We start from the raw sequence: 17,763 nt of genomic DNA on the forward strand, positions 1-17,763 counted from the left end.
TCTACAGGTAGGCGGCTTGGGCGGCATCGAGGCTGCCTTGGGCGCGCATGATCAGCTCGCAGAATTCGCGGGCGGCACCTTCGCCACCGCGGGCCTGGGTCACGCCATGGGCATGCTGGCGCACAAACGGATCTGCGCTGGCGACTGCCATGCCCAGGCCAATCCGGCGGATCACCGGTAGATCCGGCAGGTCGTCACCCAGGTAGGCGACCTGTTCGTAGCTCAGGCCGAGTTCGCCGAGCAGTTCGTCGAGTACCACCAGCTTGTCTTCGCGGCCCTGATACAGGTGTTGGATGCCCAGATTTTTTGCACGGCGCTCGACCACCGGGGTGGTGCGTCCGCTGATAATTGCGGTGCGCACGCCTGAGGCGATCAGCATTTTTATGCCGTGGCCGTCGAGGGTGTTGAACGTCTTGAATTCGCTGCCATCGACCAGGAAATAGAGTTTGCCGTCGGTGAGTACGCCGTCGACATCGAAAATCGCCAGCTTGATTGCCTGCGCGCGTTGTAGCAGGTCAGGGCTCTTCATCTCAGGGGTCATCACATTACTCCGGCGCGTAACAGGTCGTGCATGTTCAGGGCGCCTACTGGGCGGTCGTCGCTGTCGACTACCACCAGGCCGCTGATTTTGTGGTCTTCCATGATCTTCAGTGCTTCGGCTGCGAGCATCTCTGCGCGGGCGGTCTTGCCATGCACGGTCATGACTTCCTCGATCTTGGACTGGCGTACATCAATGCCGCGATCCAGGGTGCGACGCAGGTCGCCATCGGTAAAGATGCCCGCCAGGCGGCCGTCGGCTTCTGTGACTACGGTCATGCCCAGGCCTTTTTGGGTCATTTCCAGCAGGGCATCCCGCAGGGAAGTACCGCGCTGCACGCTCGGTAGATTGGCGCCGGCATGCATGACATTCTCAACTTTTAGCAGCAAACGTCGGCCAAGTGCGCCGCCGGGGTGGGAGAAAGCAAAATCTTCGGCGGTAAAACCTCGGGCTTCGAGCAGGGCAATAGCCAAGGCGTCGCCGAGTACCAGCGCTGCGGTAGTAGAGGAGGTCGGTGCCAGATTAAGTGGGCAGGCTTCCTGGGATACCCGTGCGTCCAGGTTGGCTTCAGCGGACTTGGCCAGTGGCGAGTCCGGGTTGCCGGTCATGCTGATCAGGGTGATGCCGAGGCGCTTGATCAGCGGCAGCAGAGTGATGATCTCCGCCGTCGAGCCCGAGTTGGACAGCGCCAGTACCACGTCGTCGCGCGTGATCATGCCCATGTCGCCATGGCTGGCTTCGGCCGGGTGGACGAAGAATGCCGTGGTGCCGGTGCTGGCCAGGGTGGCGGCAATCTTGTTACCGATATGCCCCGACTTGCCCATGCCGACCACCACGACGCGGCCCTTGCTAGCCAGGATCAGTTCACAAGCGCGCACGAAATTGCTGTCGATGCGTGGCAGCAGCTCTTCGATGGCCTCGAGTTCCAGGCGGATGGTGCGGCGTGCAGATTTGATCAGGTCGCTGGACTGGCTCATGGCGTCTTATTTAGGCGTGTTCAATAAAAGAGAGCGATTATAGCGGGAAAGATTCGCGCACTCACCTTTCAATCGTCCGAGGGCATGCGTTGAGGTTTTTTTGATGATTGGTTGTCGATACGTGTGCGGCATTAAGGTCAGTGTTCTGTAAGCAAATGTTCAGTCTTGGGCAGGGTAATTTGGCAATGCTATGATGCGCGGCCATTTTCGGCCGGCCCGGTGTCTTCTTAGTGCTGGCGCACGTCTGTCAGGGAGGCTGCATTCAAGGAGTCGATATGAGTGTCGAGCAACAATACGCGGTGGAGCTGAAAAACCTCAGTTTCAGGCGCGGCGATCGTGACATTTTCAACGATATAGATATCCGCATCCCGCGCGGCAAGGTCACTGGCATCATGGGGCCTTCCGGCTGCGGCAAGACCACGCTGTTGCGCCTGATCGGTGCGCAGCTCAGGCCGAGCAAGGGGGAGGTGTGGGTCAATGGGCTGAATCTGCCGAGCCTCTCGCGCAGCGAGCTGTTCGATGTGCGCAAGCAAATGGGTGTGCTGTTTCAGAGCGGCGCGCTGTTCACCGATCTCGATGTGTTCGAGAACGTGGCCTTTCCGCTGCGCGTGCACACCCAACTACCTGAAGAAATGATTCGGGACATTGTCCTCATGAAACTGCAGGCAGTGGGCTTGCGTGGTGCGCTCGAGCTGATGCCGGACGAACTGTCCGGTGGCATGAAGCGCCGTGTGGCGCTGGCGCGTGCGATTGCCCTTGATCCGCAGATATTGATGTACGACGAACCTTTTGTTGGCCAGGACCCGATTGCCATGGGTGTTCTGGTGCGTCTGATTCGTTTGCTCAGCGATGCCTTGGGCATTACCAGTATCGTGGTGTCCCATGACTTGGCGGAAACTGCCAGCATTGCCGACTACATCTACCTGGTGGGGGATACCAAGGTACTTGGCCAGGGCACGCCGGACGAACTGATGAACTCGGATGACCCGCGCGTTCGTCAGTTCATGAAAGGTATTCCCGACGGCCCGGTACCGTTCCATTTTCCGGCGGCAGATTACCGCGACGACTTATTGGGGGGGCGCTGATGCGCAAGACATCTACGCTCGAACGGGTTCGCCGGCTCGGGCGTGCTGGCATCGATACAGTCGCAACGCTTGGTCGTGCGACGGTGTTCCTCCTGCGTGCACTGTTTGGTCGGGGAACTGCAGGCAACCCATTTCAGTTGTTGATAAGGCAGCTTTACTCGGTGGGCGTCATGTCCCTGGCGATCATCGTGGTCTCGGGGGTTTTTATCGGCATGGTCCTGTCGTTGCAGGGCTTCAATATCCTGTCTGACTACGGTTCGGAGCAGGCCGTTGGGCAGATGGTTGCCCTGACGCTGCTGCGTGAACTCGGCCCCGTGGTCACCGCCTTGTTGTTCGCAGGTCGAGCGGGCTCCGCGTTGACCGCGGAAATCGGCAACATGAAGTCCACCGAGCAATTGTCCAGTCTGGAGATGATCGGTGTTGACCCGCTCAAGTACATCATCGCGCCACGCCTGTGGGCCGGCTTTATCTCGATGCCGTTGCTCGCCGTGATCTTCAGTGTGGTGGGTATCTGGGGCGGTGCGATGGTTGCCGTTGACTGGCTCGGTGTATACGAAGGGTCGTTCTGGTCCAACATGCAGAACAGTGTTTCGTTTCGTGAAGACGTGCTCAACGGTGTGATCAAAAGCATCGTATTCGGCTTTGTCGTGACCTGGATCGCCGTTTTTCAGGGCTATGACTGTGAGCCAACCTCGGAAGGCATCAGTCGCGCCACCACAAAAACAGTGGTTTACGCCTCGCTCGCCGTGTTGGGCCTGGACTTTATTCTGACCGCTTTGATGTTTGGAGACTTCTGATGCAAAACCGCACACTGGAGATTGGTGTCGGCCTGTTCCTCCTGGCCGGATTATTGGCTCTGCTGCTGCTGGCGTTGCGCGTCAGTGGTCTGACCGTAGGCAGCAGCACCGATACGTACAAGGTCTATGCACACTTTGAGAATATCGCGGGTCTAACCGTGCGGGCCAGGGTGACCATGGCTGGGGTAACTATCGGTAAAGTGACTGCGATCGATCTGGATCGCGACAGCTACACCGGCCGCGTCACCCTCGTGCTCGATGACAGCGTGGACAACCTGCCCATCGACTCGACTGCCTCGATTCTCACTGCCGGCTTGCTCGGCGAGAAGTACATCGGCATCAGCGTTGGCGGCGACGAAGAGGTACTCACCGATGGCAGTATTATTTACGACACCCAGTCTTCGCTGGTGCTGGAAGATCTGATCGGTAAGTTCCTGCTCAATTCGGTCAACAAAGACGACGCTAATTAACGAGGGTTCCCACTATGCTTAAAACGCTGCGTAATAGCCTGTTTGCGCTGCTGGCGGCCTTGCCCCTGCTGGCTGTCGCTGCGCCGAGCGCCCATCAAGTGGTGCAGCAGACCACCACTACCCTGCTGGAAGACCTGAAGCTCAATAAAGACAAATACCGCAGCGATCCGGCGGCTTTTTATGCCTCGCTGAACGATATTCTTGGCCCAGTGGTGGATGTTGAGGGCATTTCCCGCGGGGTCATGACCGTGCGCTACTCGCGCCAGGCCACGCCTGAGCAGATGCAGCGATTCCAGGAGAACTTCAAGCGCAGCCTGATGCAGTTCTATGGCAATGCTCTGCTCGAATACAACAACCAGGATATTCGTGTGCTGCCTGCCACGGCCAAGCAAAATCCGCAGCGGGCTGCGGTGAACATGGAAATCAAGGACGGTAACGGCACCATCTACCCGTTGTCTTACACCATGGTTAGCCAGGGTGACAGTTGGAAGATGCGTAACCTGATCATCAACGGCATCAACGTCGGCAAGTTGTTCCGCGATCAGTTTGCCCAGTCCATGCAGAACAACCGCAATGACTTGGACAAGGTCATCGATACCTGGGCCGATACCGTGGCCAAGGCCCGTCAGGCCAAGGGTGAGTCGTGAGTAGGGCCGCTATCACCGAGCAGTCGGCGGGGCTGTTTCAGCTCTCTGGTGTGCTCGATTTTCTCAGTGGTCCACTCTTGCGCAAGCAGGGCGGTCAACTGATTGCCGCCAGCCAGGCTGCTAGCTGCGTGATCGACTGTGCAGGGGTAGACAGGTCCAGCAGCGTAGGTCTGTCGCTGCTGCTGGCGTTTATGCGCGACGCTCAGGCTGCAGGTAAAAGCCTGGTGGTGCGCAGTATGCCCGCAGACATGCGCGAGATCGCCAGTGTCTCGGGGCTGCTGGACGTGCTGCCGCTGGAGCCGTAAGGCCAATCGTTGGCCCCCTGTCGGTGCAGGGTTCGCAGGCGAGTGGCTTTTTTTGTATGATGCGCGGCCGCGAGTTTGTTGGCTTGTCGGGTTTGCTGCTGAGCTACTGCGGGCAAGCCCTTCAGCGCCCAAGACTCTGCTGTGGTTAATTAATCCGTTGATTGAGGTTGTGAGCATGCAGGCCTTAGAAGTGAAAAGCCTCCTGGAGGCCGAACTGCCGAACACCCAGGTGGAAGTTGAAGGCGAAGGCTGTAACTTCCAGCTGAATCTGATTAGTGATGAGTTGGCCAGCCTGGGTCCGGTCAAACGCCAACAGCAGGTCTACGCTCACCTGAACCCCTGGATTGCCGATGGCAGTATCCACGCGGTGAGTATGAAATTTTTCAGCCGTGCCGATTGGGCCGCGCGCTCCTAAACCGAGAGAATCATGGACAAACTGATTATTACCGGCGGTGTGCGCCTCGACGGCGAAATCCGCATTTCCGGGGCGAAAAACTCCGCCCTGCCGATTCTTGCCGCCACCCTGCTGGGTGACGCGCCGGTCACCATCTGCAACCTGCCGCACCTGCACGACATCACCACCATGATCGAGCTGTTCGGTCGCATGGGTATCGAGCCGGTTATCGACGAGAAACTCAGCGTTGAAGTCGACGCGCGGGCGATCAAAACCCTGGTCGCGCCATATGAGTTGGTGAAGACCATGCGCGCCTCGATTCTGGTGCTCGGCCCGATGGTGGCACGCTTCGGTTATGCCGAGGTCGCCTTGCCAGGTGGCTGCGCCATTGGTTCGCGGCCGGTTGACCTGCACATTCGTGGCCTTGAAGCCATGGGTGCGGTCATCGATGTGGAAGCCGGCTACATCAAGGCCAAAGCCCCGGAGGGCGGCCTGCGTGGCGCGCACTTCTTCTTTGACACGGTGAGCGTGACCGGTACTGAAAACATCATGATGGCCGCTACCTTGGCCAAAGGCCGCAGCGTGCTGGAAAACGCCGCGCGCGAGCCGGAAGTGGTCGACCTGGCTAACTGCCTGATCGCCATGGGCGCTAAGATTTCCGGTGCCGGCACCGACACCATCACGATCGATGGCGTCGAGCGTCTTGGCGGTGCCCGTTTCAGCGTGATGCCGGATCGGATCGAAACCGGCACTTATCTGGTGGCCGCGGCCGTCACCGGTGGCCGGGTCAAGCTGAAAGATACCGACCCAACCACCCTGGAGGCGGTGCTGTCCAAACTGCAGGAAGCGGGTGCAGAAATCACCACCGGTGCTGACTGGATCGAACTGGACATGAAAGGCAAGCGGCCGAAAGCCGTTAACCTGCGCACCGCGCCTTATCCGGCGTTCCCCACGGACATGCAGGCGCAGTTCGTCGCCCTCAATGCGATTGCCGAAGGTACTGGCACCGTGATTGAGACGGTGTTCGAGAATCGCTTCATGCACGTGCATGAAATGATTCGTATGGGCGCGCAGATTCTGGTTGAAGGCAATACCGCGATCGTTACTGGTGTCGAGACGCTCAAAGGCGCTCCGGTCATGGCTACCGACCTGCGTGCTTCCGCCAGCCTGGTCATCGCTGCCTTGGTTGCCGACGGCGACACCCTGATTGACCGCATTTACCACATCGACCGTGGCTACGAGTGCATCGAAGAAAAACTGCAGATGCTCGGCGCAAAAATTCGCCGCGTGCCGGGTTAGGTTGGTGCCGAACGCAGTGATGCCCAATAACCAGCTCGCAAGGGCTGGTCTGGTCCCGTTCCAAAGGAAATGTGTTGCATGCTGACCATCGCGCTGTCCAAAGGCCGCATTCTTGATGACACCCTGCCGCTGCTCGCCGCGGCAGGCATTGTGCCCACCGAGAACCCGGATAAAAGCCGCAAGCTGATCATCCCTACCACTCAGGACGATGTGCGCCTGCTGATCGTGCGTGCTACCGATGTACCGACCTATGTCGAGCATGGCGCGGCGGATCTGGGCGTCGCGGGCAAGGACGTACTGCTTGAGTACGGCGGCCAGGGCATCTATGAGCCGCTTGATCTGCGCATTGCGCTGTGCAAGTTGATGACCGCCGGGGCGGTTGGTGCACCCGAGCCGAAAGGCCGACTGCGCGTGGCCACCAAGTTCGTCAACGTGGCCAAGCGTTACTACGCCGAGCAGGGCCGTCAGGTCGATATCATCAAGCTCTACGGCTCCATGGAGTTGGCGCCGCTGGTGGGCCTGGCCGACAAGATCATCGATGTGGTCGATACCGGCAATACCCTGCGCGCCAACGGTCTGGAAGCCCAGGAACTGATCGCCCATATCAGCTCGCGGCTGATCGTCAACAAGGCTTCAATGAAGATGCAGCACGCCCGTATTCAGGCGCTGATCGATACCCTGCGCGAAGCCGTAGAGGCACGACACCCCAGCTAATACCTTCAGCGCGGCAATACGCCGCGTCCGCCTATCCGTGTCATAGCCAATTATCTCGGGCGTCCATGCGGTGGGCTTGGTAGCCTAGCGACGCCCGAGCATTTGCCAATCATGAGGCCCGCTATGACTGCTGCTATCGCCATCCGCCGACTCAATGCCGCTGACCAGGACTTTGCCCGTCATCTGGATCATCTGCTCAGCTGGGAAAGTGTCTCGGACGATGCGGTCAATCATCGTGTGCTGGAGATCATCAAAGCGGTGCGCGAGCGCGGTGATGCGGCACTGGTCGAGTTCACCAAGCAGTTTGACGGCCTGGAAGTGGCCTCGATGGCGGATCTGATTCTGCCGCGCGAGCGTCTGGAACTGGCCCTGATCCGCATCACCCCGGAGCAGCGCAGCGCCCTGGAAAAAGCCGCCGAGCGCGTGCGCAACTACCACGAGAAACAGGTGCAGGATTCCTGGACCTACACCGAGGCCAACGGCACGGTGCTGGGCCAGAAGGTCACCCCGCTGGACCGCGCTGGCCTGTATGTGCCGGGCGGCAAGGCCTCGTACCCATCCTCGGTGCTGATGAACGCCATTCCGGCCAAGGTCGCTGGCGTGCTGGAAGTGGTGATGGTGGTACCGACCCCGCGTGGCGAGATCAACGAGCTGGTGCTGGCGGCTGCCTGCATCGCCGGTGTCGACCGGGTGTTTACCATCGGCGGTGCCCAGGCTGTGGCGGCGCTGGCTTATGGCACCGAGAGCGTGCCGCCGGTGGACAAGATCGTCGGTCCCGGCAACATCTATGTGGCGACCGCCAAGCGCCACGTGTTTGGCAAGGTCGGTATCGACATGATTGCCGGACCCTCGGAAATTCTGGTGGTCTGCGACGGTCAGACTGACCCGGACTGGATCGCCATGGACCTGTTTTCCCAGGCTGAGCATGACGAGGATGCGCAGTCGATTCTGCTTAGCCCGGATGCTGCTTTCCTCGATCGCGTGGCCGAGAGCATCGCCAGGCTGTTGCCGACCATGGAGCGCGCCGAGATCATTAGCGCCTCCCTGCAAGCTCGCGGCGCGCTGATTCAGGTCGCTGACATGGCCCAGGCCATCGAGGTGGCCAACCGTATCGCCCCGGAACATCTGGAACTGTCGGTGGAAAACCCCGAGCAGTACCTGCCGTTGATTCGTCACGCCGGCGCAATCTTTATGGGCCGCTACACCGCCGAGGCCCTCGGCGATTACTGCGCCGGTCCCAACCACGTGCTGCCGACTTCCGGCACCGCGCGCTACTCTTCGCCGCTGGGGGTGTATGACTTCCAGAAGCGTTCGTCGATCATCCACTGCTCGGCCGAAGGTGCGTCCGAGTTGGGCAAGGTCGCCAGCGTGCTGGCCCGTGGCGAGTCGCTGACTGCCCACGCCCGCAGCGCCGAATACCGCATCAAACCGTAAGCCAACCCGTACCTGTAGGCGCTAGCAGGCTGGCTCCTGCAGGTGGTTGATCAGGTTTTGTAGGATGGGTTGAGCGCAGCGATACCCATCAAAAACGCAACGCATTCGAGGAGAGAAGGGCAGATGAGCAAATTCTGGAGCCCCTTCGTAAAAGATCTGGTGCCTTATGTACCGGGTGAGCAGCCAAAACTGGCCAAGCTGGTCAAGCTCAACACCAATGAAAACCCCTACGGCCCGTCGCCCAAGGCGATTGCCGCCATGCAGGCTGAGGTAAACGACAACCTGCGGCTGTATCCGGACCCTAATAGCGACCGCTTAAAGCAGGCGGTGGCGGATTATTACGGCGTGCAGACGGCTCAGGTATTTGTCGGCAATGGCTCCGACGAGGTGCTGGCGCACGCTTTCCACGGCCTGTTCCAGCACGGCCAGCCGCTGCTGTTCCCGGACATCAGTTACAGCTTCTATCCGGTTTACTGCAGGCTGTATGGCATCGCCAACGAGCAGGTTCCGCTGGATGAGCAGTTCCAGATTCGCGTGGAAGATTATGCGCGCCCGAACGGTGGCATTATTTTCCCCAATCCGAATGCGCCAACCGGTTGCGCTCTTGGGCTGGAGGCGATTGAGCGTCTGCTCAAGGCCAACCCGGACACCGTGGTATTGGTTGACGAAGCCTATATCGATTTCGGCGGAGAGACGGCCATCAGTCTGGTGGATAAATACCCCAATCTGCTGGTAACCCAGACGCTCTCCAAGTCGCGCTCGCTGGCTGGCTTGCGCGTCGGTCTGGCTGTCGGCCACCCAGACCTGATTGAGGCGCTGGAGCGGATCAAGAACAGCTTCAACTCCTACCCGCTGGATCGTATAGCGATTGCCGGTGCGGCGGCGGCGTTTGCAGACAAGGCTTACTTCGAGCAGACCTGTCGGCGGGTGATCGACAGCCGTGAGGCCGTGGTGGCCGGGCTGGAAACCCTCGGTTTTGAGGTGCTGCCCTCGGCTGCCAACTTCGTGTTTGCTCGCCATCCGCGTAAGGATGCGGCGACGCTGGCTGCCGGCCTGCGTGAGCAGGGCGTGATCGTGCGCCACTTCAAGCAGCAGCGCATCGCCCAGTTCCTGCGTATCACTATAGGCACGCCGGAGCAGAATCAGGCGCTGCTGGATGCCCTGCAGGGCCTGTAATCTGTAGTCCTAAAAAAGCCGGGGCAGTGTGCTCCGGCTTTTTTATGTGCGCGATGTGGGTTATTCGCGGTGTGCTTCGCCAAGGAAGGTCAGCGAGGTGAACAGGCCGCGGGTCTCGATGTCCTTGTCCCCTGTTACCGGCAGGTCGATGGCAGCGCTGATGATATTCAGCCCCTCATTGCGCACCAGTACCTGTGCGCGGCCTTCAGTATCGGTGATGGCGCTGGTCTGATGCGGAGCCCCGCGATAGTCACCTACCAGTTCAACTCCCGCCGCGGGTTTGCCATCCACCAGCACGCGCACCGCCAGCAGCTTGCCAGGGCCAACAGTGAGCGGGTCGACCTCGGGCAAAATGACCATCTTCAGCTGCTCCAGTTTGGGCAGCTTCGCGCCTTGCTGATAGATTGCCAGGCTGTATTTGAAGGTGTGCAGTGACTCGGTAGCGTTCGGCACCTTGCTGCGTCCGGCGTTGATCCATTGTTTGTCGGGAGTCAGTGACCACATGCCGTTGTCCAGCGCCACACTGACCACGGCGGCTGGCTGGAGTGGTTGCAGGCGCGCATGGTCCGGCAGGCGCTGGACGGTGACCGGGATCATCCGGCCAGTGCGGTCGTACGCCCAGGCGCCGCTGATTTTTTCGGCATTGAAGGCTTTGTCCTCGGCACCATGGCCGTAGACGCTCTCGATATTGCCACGGCGCTCCTCCAGCCACAGGCCGTGGGCGCTGACTTGACCGATAGCCAATAGACTGCAGAGCAATAGCACTGTACGGAGCATGACGATTCCTTGTGGTTGTGGCAGGCGCTCTGCGCGCTTGCCGGGATGATCAAAAGTATTTCAACCAGGTGATGTCGCGCCGACGCGCCTTGAGTGCGGCGAACCAGCGTGTGGCGGGATACAGCGCTACGGCCAGCAGCGCCGCGCACAGCCAGACGGCGGCGACCTGGTCAAAGCCGAAGAAGTCCCCCTTGTTTAGTCCCCAGGTGGCCACTGCCGCCAGGTAGAGGAGCTTGAGCACATACAGGTGCAGGAGGTAGAAGAACATTGGTGCGCCACCAAAGGCGCTCAACGGACGAATCCAGGCGTGGTTCTGGATGCGCTCCAGCCCGCGCAGCAACAGCAAGCCCAGGCCCAGGGTGAGTGCCAGGAACTGCAGCGAGGGTGGGTACTTGGTGATATTGAAAATGCTCATCAGGGTCAGCAGGCTGCTGTCTTGTGCCTGCCAGGGCTGCTCGCCGTAGCCATTGAACAGGCGCAGAAGAGCGAACAGGCCCACTGCTAACAGGCCGCTGAGCAACAGGTAGTTCCGCCGCTGTGCAGCGGGCGTGGCGAGGGAGAACCAGGGGCCCGCGGCATAGCCGAGGGCGATCACGCCGATCCAGGGTAAAACCGGGTACGAAGTGCGCAGTCGCAGGGACTCTGACAACTCGATCCAGCCACGGTCATGCAGAATCGCCCAGGGGATGTGCAGGGCAGACTCTCTGGCGAAACTCAGCTGATCAAGCAGGTTATGGCCGCCGATGATCAGCAGGCCGAGGATCACCAGTAGCGTGCGAGGCAGCCATATCAGCACCGACAGCGCCAGCATACTCAGGCCGATGGCCCAGATCACCTGCAAGTAAATCACGCTGGGTGGGGCCTGGAAGGTCCAGGCGAAGTTGACCAGCGTGAACTCTAACGCCACCAGAAAGAGTCCGCGTTTGCACAGAAACGAGGCAACTGCCGTTTTGCTCTGATGTTTTTCGGCATACAGAAAGGCAGATAAGCCGCTCAGGAAAATAAACATCGGCGCACACAGGTGCGCCAGGCTGCGACTGAAGAACAGTGCCGGCTCGGTGTTGCTGACATCCATGGGGTCAGCCACCTGCTGGTGTAGAAAGAAGGTCTCGCGCACATGGTCGAGCAGCATCAGCAAAATTATCAGGCCGCGCAGCGCATCAATCGACTGCAGGCGGGTGCTGAGTAGGGATTTGGGTGTGTTGCCAGGGGTCATTGCGTTTCACATTCAGGGTTTCGCGGTTGCACTCTGCGCGCGTTGCGAAAGGCCGGGTTCGTGGGGCTTTTTGCGGCCTGTTATGCCGCTAGTCGAGCCGTGCAGTGCTGCAAGCAGGCCGCTGCGGGCGCATGGGGATAGCCGCAGAGGCAGGTCGGTGAGCAGGGCGTGACGGCGCCCAGTCTGCCACCAATGTAATAACATATCAATAGTATTGCGATACGTTATCATTTGTGCGTTTTGCCCGGCTAGAAGGGGGTTCAGTTGCCGTTGGCGGGAGGCCTTACGCCGATTTCCGCTGTCAGTTGCAGCGGTTTACCGTTGCGCAGGATGCCGATGCGGATCTTTTCACCGGGCTTGGTGCGGGCCACCTGGTTCATCGAGCGGCGGCCGTCACTGGCTGCTTCGCCGTCGATGTTGAGGATCAGGTCGCCGGGTTGCAGGCCGGCCTTCTGCGCCGGGCCATCGCGGTAGATGCCGGCGACGACGATGCCCGGGCGACCTTCTAGGCCGAAGGACTCCGCCAGCTCCGGGGTCAGTGGTTGCACCTCGATGCCCAGCCAGCCACGAATCACCTGGCCGTGCTCGATAATCGCTTGCATCACCTCTAGCGCCAGCTTCACCGGGATGGCAAAGCCGATGCCCTGCGAGCCGCCAGACTTGGAGAAGATCGCGGTGTTGATGCCAACCAGGTTGCCGTAGGCATCGACCAGTGCACCGCCGGAGTTACCGGGGTTGATCGCCGCGTCGGTCTGGATAAAGTCTTCGTAGGTATTGAGGCCCAGTTGGTTGCGCCCGGTAGCGCTGATTATGCCCATGGTCACGGTCTGGCCAACGCCGAAGGGGTTGCCGATGGCGAGGGTGACATCGCCGATCCTGATGTTGTCCGAGCGGCCGAGGGTAATCGAGGGCAGGTCTGGCAGATCGATTTTCAGCACTGCCAGGTCGGTCTCCGGGTCGCTACCGATTATCCGGGCCAGTGTTTCACGGCCATCGCGCAAGGCCACCACTATCTGGTCGGCGTCAGCGACCACATGATTGTTGGTGAGCAGATAGCCTTCCGGGCTCATGATCACCGCAGAGCCGAGGCTCGACTCCATGCGTCGCTGCTTGGGCAGGTTGTCGCCAAAGAACTTGCGAAATTGCTCATCCTCGAACATCGGGTGAGCCGGTTTATTGATGAACTTGGTGGTGTACAGGTTGGCTACCGCGGGTGAGGCGGTACCCACTGCGGCGGCATATGACACCGGACCTTCCTGCGTGCGGCTGTAGATGGGGGCTTGGCGCAGTTGGATATCCTGGCGAGGTAGGCCGACCCATTGCGGGTAGTACTGCATGATCAAAAGTGCCAGCAGCACACCGACCAGAAGGGGCCAGCCGAGAAAACGCAGGGCCTTGAGCATCAATGAAATCCTGAGGGTTGCTAGAGGCCGGTGCGCCCCTTAATGTGCGCCATTATAGAGGGCCGATTGCCAATAAGGCAGTGGCCTGTAACGGCAGGTGAGGAATCCACATGGCTATCGCCTTGACCACCTTGGTGGAAGAAGCACAGCGCTACTTGAACGCTGCTCGCATCAGTGATTACTGTCCGAATGGTTTGCAAATCGAAGGGCGGCCCCAGGTACGGCGTATCGTCAGCGGTGTCACCGCGAGTCAGGCGTTGGTCGACGCTGCGGTCGAAGCTGAGGCCGATGTGCTGCTGGTGCACCATGGCTATTTCTGGAAAGGCGAAAATCCGTGTATCACCGGGATGAAGCAGCGCCGCCTGAAGACCCTGCTGAGCAACGATATCAGCCTGCTCGCCTATCACTTGCCGCTGGACCTGCACCCCGAGGTTGGCAATAACGTGCAGTTAGCTGCTCGGCTCGATATTACCGTCGAGGGGCCGCTGGCCCCGGACGACCCACGTACCGTCGGTTTGCTCGGCTCTTTACGTGAGCCCATGACCCCGCGTGATTTCGCTCGGCGGGTGCAGGAGGTACTTGGTCGCGAACCCTTGTTGATTGAGGGCGTGGAATTGGTTCGCCGGGTCGGTTGGTGCACTGGTGGCGGTCAGGGCTATATCGACCAGGCCATCGCTGCCGGCGTTGACCTCTACCTGACCGGCGAGGCGTCCGAGCAGACCTTTCACAGTGCCCGTGAAAACGGCATCAGCTTTATCGCGGCAGGCCACCATGCCACCGAGCGCTATGGCGTGCAGGCGCTGGGTGATTACCTGGCGCGTCGGTTTGCCATTGAGCATCTGTTTATCGACTGCCCCAATCCTATCTGACGGCGCGTGAGTGGCTGAATCGGTGGGTATAAAGCTAGATCGTTTCGATCTAGCTGGCCCCCTGATTAGAAGCTAGCGCTGTGCTAGAGTGCGCCATCGTCCACGGCCCGCCGGCCCAATCACACTGCAAATCGTGAGTAACCATGCTCGATAAACTGACCCACCTGAAACAGCTGGAGGCGGAGAGTATCCACATCATTCGTGAAGTGGCTGCCGAATTCGACAACCCGGTAATGCTCTATTCCATCGGTAAAGACTCCGCCGTGATGCTGCATTTGGCACGTAAGGCGTTCTTTCCTGGCAAGCTGCCATTCCCAGTGATGCACATCGACACGCGCTGGAAATTCCAGGAGATGTACCGTTTTCGCGAGAAAATGGTTAACGAATATGGCTTGGACCTGATTACCCACACCAATCCAGACGGCGTGGCACAGGACATGAACCCCTTCACCTACGGCAGTGCCAAGCACACCGACGTGATGAAGACCGAGGGGCTCAAGCAGGCTCTGGACAAGTATGGATTCGACGCCGCCTTTGGTGGCGCGCGCCGCGACGAGGAGAAATCCCGCGCCAAAGAGCGGGTGTACTCGTTCCGCGACAGCAAGCACCGCTGGGACCCGAAGAACCAACGCCCCGAGTTGTGGAACGTCTACAACGGCAAGGTCAAAAAGGGCGAGTCGATCCGCGTGTTCCCGCTATCCAACTGGACCGAGCTGGATATCTGGCAGTACATCTACCTGGAACAGATTCCGATCGTGCCGCTGTACTTCGCCGCCGAGCGCGAAGTGATCGAGAAGAACGGCACGCTGATCATGATCGACGACGAGCGCATCCTTGAGCACCTCTCGGATGAAGAGAAAGCCAGCATCACCAAAAAAATGGTGCGCTTCCGTACCCTTGGCTGCTACCCGCTGACTGGCGCGGTGGAGTCCACGGCTACCAGCTTGACCGACATCATTCAGGAAATGCTGCTGACCCGTACGTCCGAGCGTCAGGGCCGCGTCATCGACCACGATGCTGCAGGTTCTATGGAAGAGAAAAAACGTCAGGGGTACTTTTAAGATGTCGCACCAATCCGATCTGATCAGCGAAGACATCCTCGCTTACCTGGCTCAGCACGAACGTAAAGAACTGCTGCGTTTTCTCACCTGCGGCAACGTCGATGACGGCAAGAGCACCCTGATCGGGCGCCTGCTGCATGACTCGAAGATGATCTACGAAGATCATCTGGAAGCCATTACCCGTGACTCGAAGAAAGTCGGCACCACCGGTGAAGACATCGATCTGGCGCTGCTGGTCGATGGCCTGCAGGCCGAGCGCGAGCAGGGCATCACCATTGATGTGGCGTACCGTTATTTCAGTACGGCCAAGCGTAAATTTATCATTGCCGACACCCCCGGCCATGAGCAGTACACCCGCAACATGGCCACTGGCGCGTCCACCTGCGACCTGGCGATCATCCTGATCGATGCACGCTATGGCGTGCAGACCCAGACCAAGCGTCACAGTTTTATCGCCAGCCTGCTGGGCATCAAACACATCGTTGTGGCCATTAACAAGATGGACCTCAAGGGCTTCGATCAAGGCGTTTTCGAGCAGATCAAGGCTGACTACCTGAAGTTCGCCGAAGGCATCGCGCTCAAGCCAAGTTCGCTGTATTTCGTGCCAATGTCGGCGCTCAAAGGCGATAACGTGGTCAACAAGAGCGAGCAGTCGCCTTGGTACACCGGCCAGTCGCTGATGGAAATTCTCGAAACCGTGGAAGTCGCCAGTGATCGTAATTTCACCGACCTGCGTTTCCCGGTGCAGTACGTCAACCGTCCTAACCTGAACTTCCGTGGTTTTGCCGGCACCTTGGCCAGCGGCATCGTGCGCAAAGGCGATGAAATCATCGCCCTGCCGTCGGGCAAAGGCAGCAAGGTTAAATCCATCGTCACCTTCGAGGGCGAGCTGGAGCAGGCTGGCCCTGGTCAGGCAATTACCATCACCCTGGAAGATGAAATCGACGTCTCTCGCGGCGACATGTTGGTGCATGCCGACAGCCGTCCGCAGGTGGTCGACAGCTTCGACGCCATGCTGGTGTGGATGGCTGAAGAGCCGATGCTGCCGGGCAAGAAATACGACATCAAGCGTGCGACCAGCTATGTGCCGGCCTCGATTGCCAGCATCGCTCACCGGGTTGACGTAAATACCCTGGAGCATGGCCCGGCGAGCAGCTTGCACTTGAACGAGATCGGTCAGGTGCGAGTGGCCCTCGATGCGCCCATCGCACTAGACGGTTATGCACACAACCGCACCACCGGCTCGTTCATCATTATCGATCGGTTGACCAACGGCACCGTGGGTGCCGGCATGATCATCGCCGAACCAGTTAGTGCTCAGGGCACAACGGGGCACCACGGTAAGTTGGCGCATGTGTCCACCGAAGAGCGTGCTGCGCGCTTTGGCCAGCAACCGGCTACCGTCCTGTTCAGCGGCCTGTCCGGCGCGGGCAAGAGCACCCTGGCCTATGCCGTGGAGCGCAAGCTGTTCGATATGGGGCGTGCGGTCTATGTGCTGGACGGCCAGAACCTGCGTCACGACCTGAATAAGGGCTTGCCGCAAGATCGTGCCGGTCGTACCGAGAACTGGCGTCGCGCCGCCCACGTTGCGCGTCAGTTCAACGAGGCGGGTCTGCTGACGCTGGCGGCCTTTGTTGCGCCGGATGCTGAAGGCCGCGAGCAGGCCAGGGCGCTGCTGGGTGCCGAGCGCTTGATCACGGTCTACGTGCAGGCTTCGCCGCAAGTCTGCGCCGAGCGTGACCCGCAGGGCTTGTATGCGGCGGCGGGTGACAATATCCCAGGCCTATCCTTCCCCTACGATGTGCCACTGGATGCCGACCTGGTAGTCGACACCCAGAGCCTGTCGCTGGAAGAGGGCGTCAAGCAAGTGCTGGCATTGTTGCGCGAGCGCGGCGCGATCTAAATTCGCCGCTCACTAAAAGCCCCGCCAATGTGCGGGGCTTTTTAGTGGGAGTGAGTTATTGCCCATGGCAGGAGCGGTGAAGTAGCCATGGGCTAGGCGTCTACACCGTTTGCTGCGCGACAGCAGGCGGGGATCTCCTGCGGGGCAATAACCGCCAGCAGCCAGGCATAAAAAAGCCCTGCGCGAGCGCTGGGCTTTTTAGTCTGTCCTCGGCCGTGTCAGGCAGTCGAGCGAGGCGCTATTACTTGTTCTTCAGTCCGTAGCTTTCATCCAGCATGCCCGGTATGTCGGCGCTTTTCGGCGCGTAGTCCTTGGGCATTTCCTGGTGAGCCGGTGGCCTCAGCCGCTCGCGCCGTTCGCGCCGCTCGCCGCCGTCTTCTCCGTGCAGGCTGGCCAGTAAGCGCTGACGGGTCAATTCGTCGAGTGCCAGGCGGTTGGCGCCTTCGGACAGGTGTTGTTGCACGTCCTGATGACTCTGGGTGAGCTTCTTCACCAGATTGGCGGTGGTATTGAAATGGGTGACCACTTCACTTTGGTAGGTGTCGAAGCGTTCCTGGATCTCATCCAACTGGCGTTGTGTGCGGCCGGGGGCTGCATTGGGCGCAAGGCGAGCGATCAGGAAACCGATGGCAATGCCGGCTACCAAGGTGATGGCCGGTAACAACCAGGCTGTGAGCGTCTGTTCCACGAGTCCTTCC

The 17,763-nt window shown here is 59.8% G+C and carries 19 protein-coding genes; 13 read left to right on the plus strand and 6 right to left on the minus strand.

Features of this window, described 5'->3' with window-relative positions:
- Position 1: 1 nt before the first annotated feature.
- Both Q8K09_RS11035 and Q8K09_RS11040 read right to left on the minus strand, forming a co-directional pair.
- Positions 2 to 541, minus strand: coding sequence for an HAD family hydrolase (locus Q8K09_RS11035; protein WP_305255013.1), 540 nt, complete (start codon positions 539 to 541; stop codon positions 2 to 4).
- Positions 541 to 1,515: a KpsF/GutQ family sugar-phosphate isomerase gene (locus Q8K09_RS11040; RefSeq protein ID WP_305255014.1), complete on the minus strand. Its 975-nt coding sequence runs from the start codon at positions 1,513 to 1,515 to the stop codon at positions 541 to 543. The genes Q8K09_RS11035 and Q8K09_RS11040 overlap by 1 nt, the downstream gene beginning before the upstream one ends.
- A gap of 275 nt (positions 1,516 to 1,790) precedes the next feature.
- Between Q8K09_RS11040 and Q8K09_RS11045 the strand changes: the two genes are divergently transcribed.
- The 10 genes from Q8K09_RS11045 to hisC all read left to right on the plus strand — a co-directional run bounded on the left by Q8K09_RS11045 (position 1,791) and on the right by hisC (position 9,836).
- Positions 1,791 to 2,600, plus strand: coding sequence for an ATP-binding cassette domain-containing protein (locus Q8K09_RS11045; protein WP_305255015.1), 810 nt, complete (start codon positions 1,791 to 1,793; stop codon positions 2,598 to 2,600).
- A complete protein-coding gene (mlaE, locus tag Q8K09_RS11050) occupies positions 2,600 to 3,397 on the plus strand; it encodes a lipid asymmetry maintenance ABC transporter permease subunit MlaE (RefSeq protein WP_305255016.1) in 798 nt (265 codons plus the stop codon). The genes Q8K09_RS11045 and mlaE overlap by 1 nt, the downstream gene beginning before the upstream one ends.
- Positions 3,397 to 3,867: an outer membrane lipid asymmetry maintenance protein MlaD gene (mlaD, locus tag Q8K09_RS11055; protein WP_305255017.1), complete on the plus strand. Its 471-nt coding sequence runs from the start codon at positions 3,397 to 3,399 to the stop codon at positions 3,865 to 3,867. The genes mlaE and mlaD overlap by 1 nt, the downstream gene beginning before the upstream one ends.
- 14 nt (positions 3,868 to 3,881) lie before the next feature.
- Positions 3,882 to 4,514 carry a phospholipid-binding protein MlaC gene (locus tag Q8K09_RS11060; RefSeq protein ID WP_305255018.1) on the plus strand — a complete coding sequence of 211 codons (633 nt, stop codon included), beginning with the start codon at positions 3,882 to 3,884 and terminating at the stop codon, positions 4,512 to 4,514.
- Entirely contained in the window at positions 4,511 to 4,819 is a 309-nt protein-coding gene (locus Q8K09_RS11065) for a lipid asymmetry maintenance protein MlaB (protein ID WP_305255019.1), read from the plus strand. The genes Q8K09_RS11060 and Q8K09_RS11065 overlap by 4 nt, the downstream gene beginning before the upstream one ends.
- A gap of 175 nt (positions 4,820 to 4,994) precedes the next feature.
- On the plus strand, positions 4,995 to 5,234 hold the full coding sequence (locus Q8K09_RS11070) for a BolA family protein (RefSeq protein WP_305255020.1): 240 nt from the start codon (positions 4,995 to 4,997) through the stop codon (positions 5,232 to 5,234).
- Positions 5,235 to 5,246: 12 nt separating this feature from the next.
- Complete coding sequence (gene murA / locus Q8K09_RS11075; RefSeq protein WP_305255021.1) at positions 5,247 to 6,512, plus strand: UDP-N-acetylglucosamine 1-carboxyvinyltransferase; 1,266 nt, start codon at positions 5,247 to 5,249, stop codon at positions 6,510 to 6,512.
- Between the two features lie 78 nt (positions 6,513 to 6,590).
- The gene (gene hisG, locus Q8K09_RS11080) at positions 6,591 to 7,226 is read left to right on the plus strand and encodes an ATP phosphoribosyltransferase (protein WP_305255022.1); all 636 of its coding nucleotides are present in this window, start codon (positions 6,591 to 6,593) and stop codon (positions 7,224 to 7,226) included.
- A 123-nt stretch (positions 7,227 to 7,349) separates the two neighbouring features.
- The gene (gene hisD, locus Q8K09_RS11085; RefSeq protein WP_305255023.1) at positions 7,350 to 8,660 is read left to right on the plus strand and encodes a histidinol dehydrogenase; all 1,311 of its coding nucleotides are present in this window, start codon (positions 7,350 to 7,352) and stop codon (positions 8,658 to 8,660) included.
- Positions 8,661 to 8,783: 123 nt separating this feature from the next.
- Positions 8,784 to 9,836, plus strand: coding sequence for a histidinol-phosphate transaminase (gene hisC, locus Q8K09_RS11090; protein WP_305255024.1), 1,053 nt, complete (start codon positions 8,784 to 8,786; stop codon positions 9,834 to 9,836).
- 60 nt (positions 9,837 to 9,896) lie between these two features.
- Here hisC and Q8K09_RS11095 read toward each other — a convergent pair whose 3' ends face one another.
- The 3 genes from Q8K09_RS11095 to algW form a co-directional block, all read right to left on the minus strand.
- Complete coding sequence (locus Q8K09_RS11095) at positions 9,897 to 10,613, minus strand: DUF4198 domain-containing protein (RefSeq protein ID WP_305255025.1); 717 nt, start codon at positions 10,611 to 10,613, stop codon at positions 9,897 to 9,899.
- Positions 10,614 to 10,662: 49 nt separating this feature from the next.
- On the minus strand, positions 10,663 to 11,829 hold the full coding sequence (locus Q8K09_RS11100; RefSeq protein WP_305255026.1) for a DUF1624 domain-containing protein: 1,167 nt from the start codon (positions 11,827 to 11,829) through the stop codon (positions 10,663 to 10,665).
- 260 nt (positions 11,830 to 12,089) lie between these two features.
- Positions 12,090 to 13,232 (minus strand): Do family serine endopeptidase AlgW, encoded by a 1,143-nt coding sequence (algW, locus tag Q8K09_RS11105; protein ID WP_305255027.1) that lies wholly within the window; start codon positions 13,230 to 13,232, stop codon positions 12,090 to 12,092.
- Positions 13,233 to 13,342: 110 nt separating this feature from the next.
- Here algW and Q8K09_RS11110 point away from each other — a divergent pair, with 110 nt between their 5' ends.
- The 3 genes from Q8K09_RS11110 (at position 13,343) to cysN (ending at position 17,065) form a co-directional block, all read left to right on the plus strand.
- Positions 13,343 to 14,101, plus strand: coding sequence for a Nif3-like dinuclear metal center hexameric protein (locus Q8K09_RS11110; protein WP_305255028.1), 759 nt, complete (start codon positions 13,343 to 13,345; stop codon positions 14,099 to 14,101).
- 143 nt (positions 14,102 to 14,244) lie between these two features.
- Complete coding sequence (cysD, locus tag Q8K09_RS11115; RefSeq protein WP_305255029.1) at positions 14,245 to 15,162, plus strand: sulfate adenylyltransferase subunit CysD; 918 nt, start codon at positions 14,245 to 14,247, stop codon at positions 15,160 to 15,162.
- A gap of 1 nt (position 15,163) precedes the next feature.
- Entirely contained in the window at positions 15,164 to 17,065 is a 1,902-nt protein-coding gene (gene cysN / locus Q8K09_RS11120; protein WP_305255030.1) for a sulfate adenylyltransferase subunit CysN, read from the plus strand.
- Positions 17,066 to 17,306: 241 nt separating this feature from the next.
- Here the strand turns inward: cysN and Q8K09_RS11125 are convergent, their stop codons facing one another.
- Positions 17,307 to 17,753, minus strand: a complete 447-nt coding sequence (locus Q8K09_RS11125) for a YhcB family protein (RefSeq protein ID WP_305255031.1) — start codon at positions 17,751 to 17,753, stop codon at positions 17,307 to 17,309.
- Positions 17,754 to 17,763 lie beyond the last annotated feature (10 nt).

The organism is Pseudomonas sp., assembly GCF_030683065.1.
In the GTDB taxonomy this organism is placed as follows: Bacteria; Pseudomonadota; Gammaproteobacteria; order Pseudomonadales; family Pseudomonadaceae; genus Aquipseudomonas.

What these genes read in the sequence shown, in the direction of transcription:
- hisG (WP_305255022.1), top strand. Translation starts at nt 6,591, where the DNA reads ATGCTGACCATCGCGCTGTCCAAAGGCCGCATTCTTGATGACACCCTG.
- cysD (WP_305255029.1), top strand. Translation starts at nt 14,245, where the DNA reads ATGCTCGATAAACTGACCCACCTGAAACAGCTGGAGGCGGAGAGTATC.
- algW (WP_305255027.1), bottom strand. Translation starts at nt 13,232, where the DNA reads ATGCTCAAGGCCCTGCGTTTTCTCGGCTGGCCCCTTCTGGTCGGTGTG.
- Q8K09_RS11100 (WP_305255026.1), bottom strand. Translation starts at nt 11,829, where the DNA reads ATGACCCCTGGCAACACACCCAAATCCCTACTCAGCACCCGCCTGCAG.
- mlaE (WP_305255016.1), top strand. Translation starts at nt 2,600, where the DNA reads ATGCGCAAGACATCTACGCTCGAACGGGTTCGCCGGCTCGGGCGTGCT.
- Q8K09_RS11110 (WP_305255028.1), top strand. Translation starts at nt 13,343, where the DNA reads ATGGCTATCGCCTTGACCACCTTGGTGGAAGAAGCACAGCGCTACTTG.
- hisD (WP_305255023.1), top strand. Translation starts at nt 7,350, where the DNA reads ATGACTGCTGCTATCGCCATCCGCCGACTCAATGCCGCTGACCAGGAC.
- Q8K09_RS11095 (WP_305255025.1), bottom strand. Translation starts at nt 10,613, where the DNA reads ATGCTCCGTACAGTGCTATTGCTCTGCAGTCTATTGGCTATCGGTCAA.
- Q8K09_RS11070 (WP_305255020.1), top strand. Translation starts at nt 4,995, where the DNA reads ATGCAGGCCTTAGAAGTGAAAAGCCTCCTGGAGGCCGAACTGCCGAAC.
- Q8K09_RS11040 (WP_305255014.1), bottom strand. Translation starts at nt 1,515, where the DNA reads ATGAGCCAGTCCAGCGACCTGATCAAATCTGCACGCCGCACCATCCGC.
- cysN (WP_305255030.1), top strand. Translation starts at nt 15,164, where the DNA reads ATGTCGCACCAATCCGATCTGATCAGCGAAGACATCCTCGCTTACCTG.
- Q8K09_RS11035 (WP_305255013.1), bottom strand. Translation starts at nt 541, where the DNA reads ATGACCCCTGAGATGAAGAGCCCTGACCTGCTACAACGCGCGCAGGCA.
- mlaD (WP_305255017.1), top strand. Translation starts at nt 3,397, where the DNA reads ATGCAAAACCGCACACTGGAGATTGGTGTCGGCCTGTTCCTCCTGGCC.
- Q8K09_RS11060 (WP_305255018.1), top strand. Translation starts at nt 3,882, where the DNA reads ATGCTTAAAACGCTGCGTAATAGCCTGTTTGCGCTGCTGGCGGCCTTG.
- Q8K09_RS11045 (WP_305255015.1), top strand. Translation starts at nt 1,791, where the DNA reads ATGAGTGTCGAGCAACAATACGCGGTGGAGCTGAAAAACCTCAGTTTC.
- hisC (WP_305255024.1), top strand. Translation starts at nt 8,784, where the DNA reads ATGAGCAAATTCTGGAGCCCCTTCGTAAAAGATCTGGTGCCTTATGTA.
- murA (WP_305255021.1), top strand. Translation starts at nt 5,247, where the DNA reads ATGGACAAACTGATTATTACCGGCGGTGTGCGCCTCGACGGCGAAATC.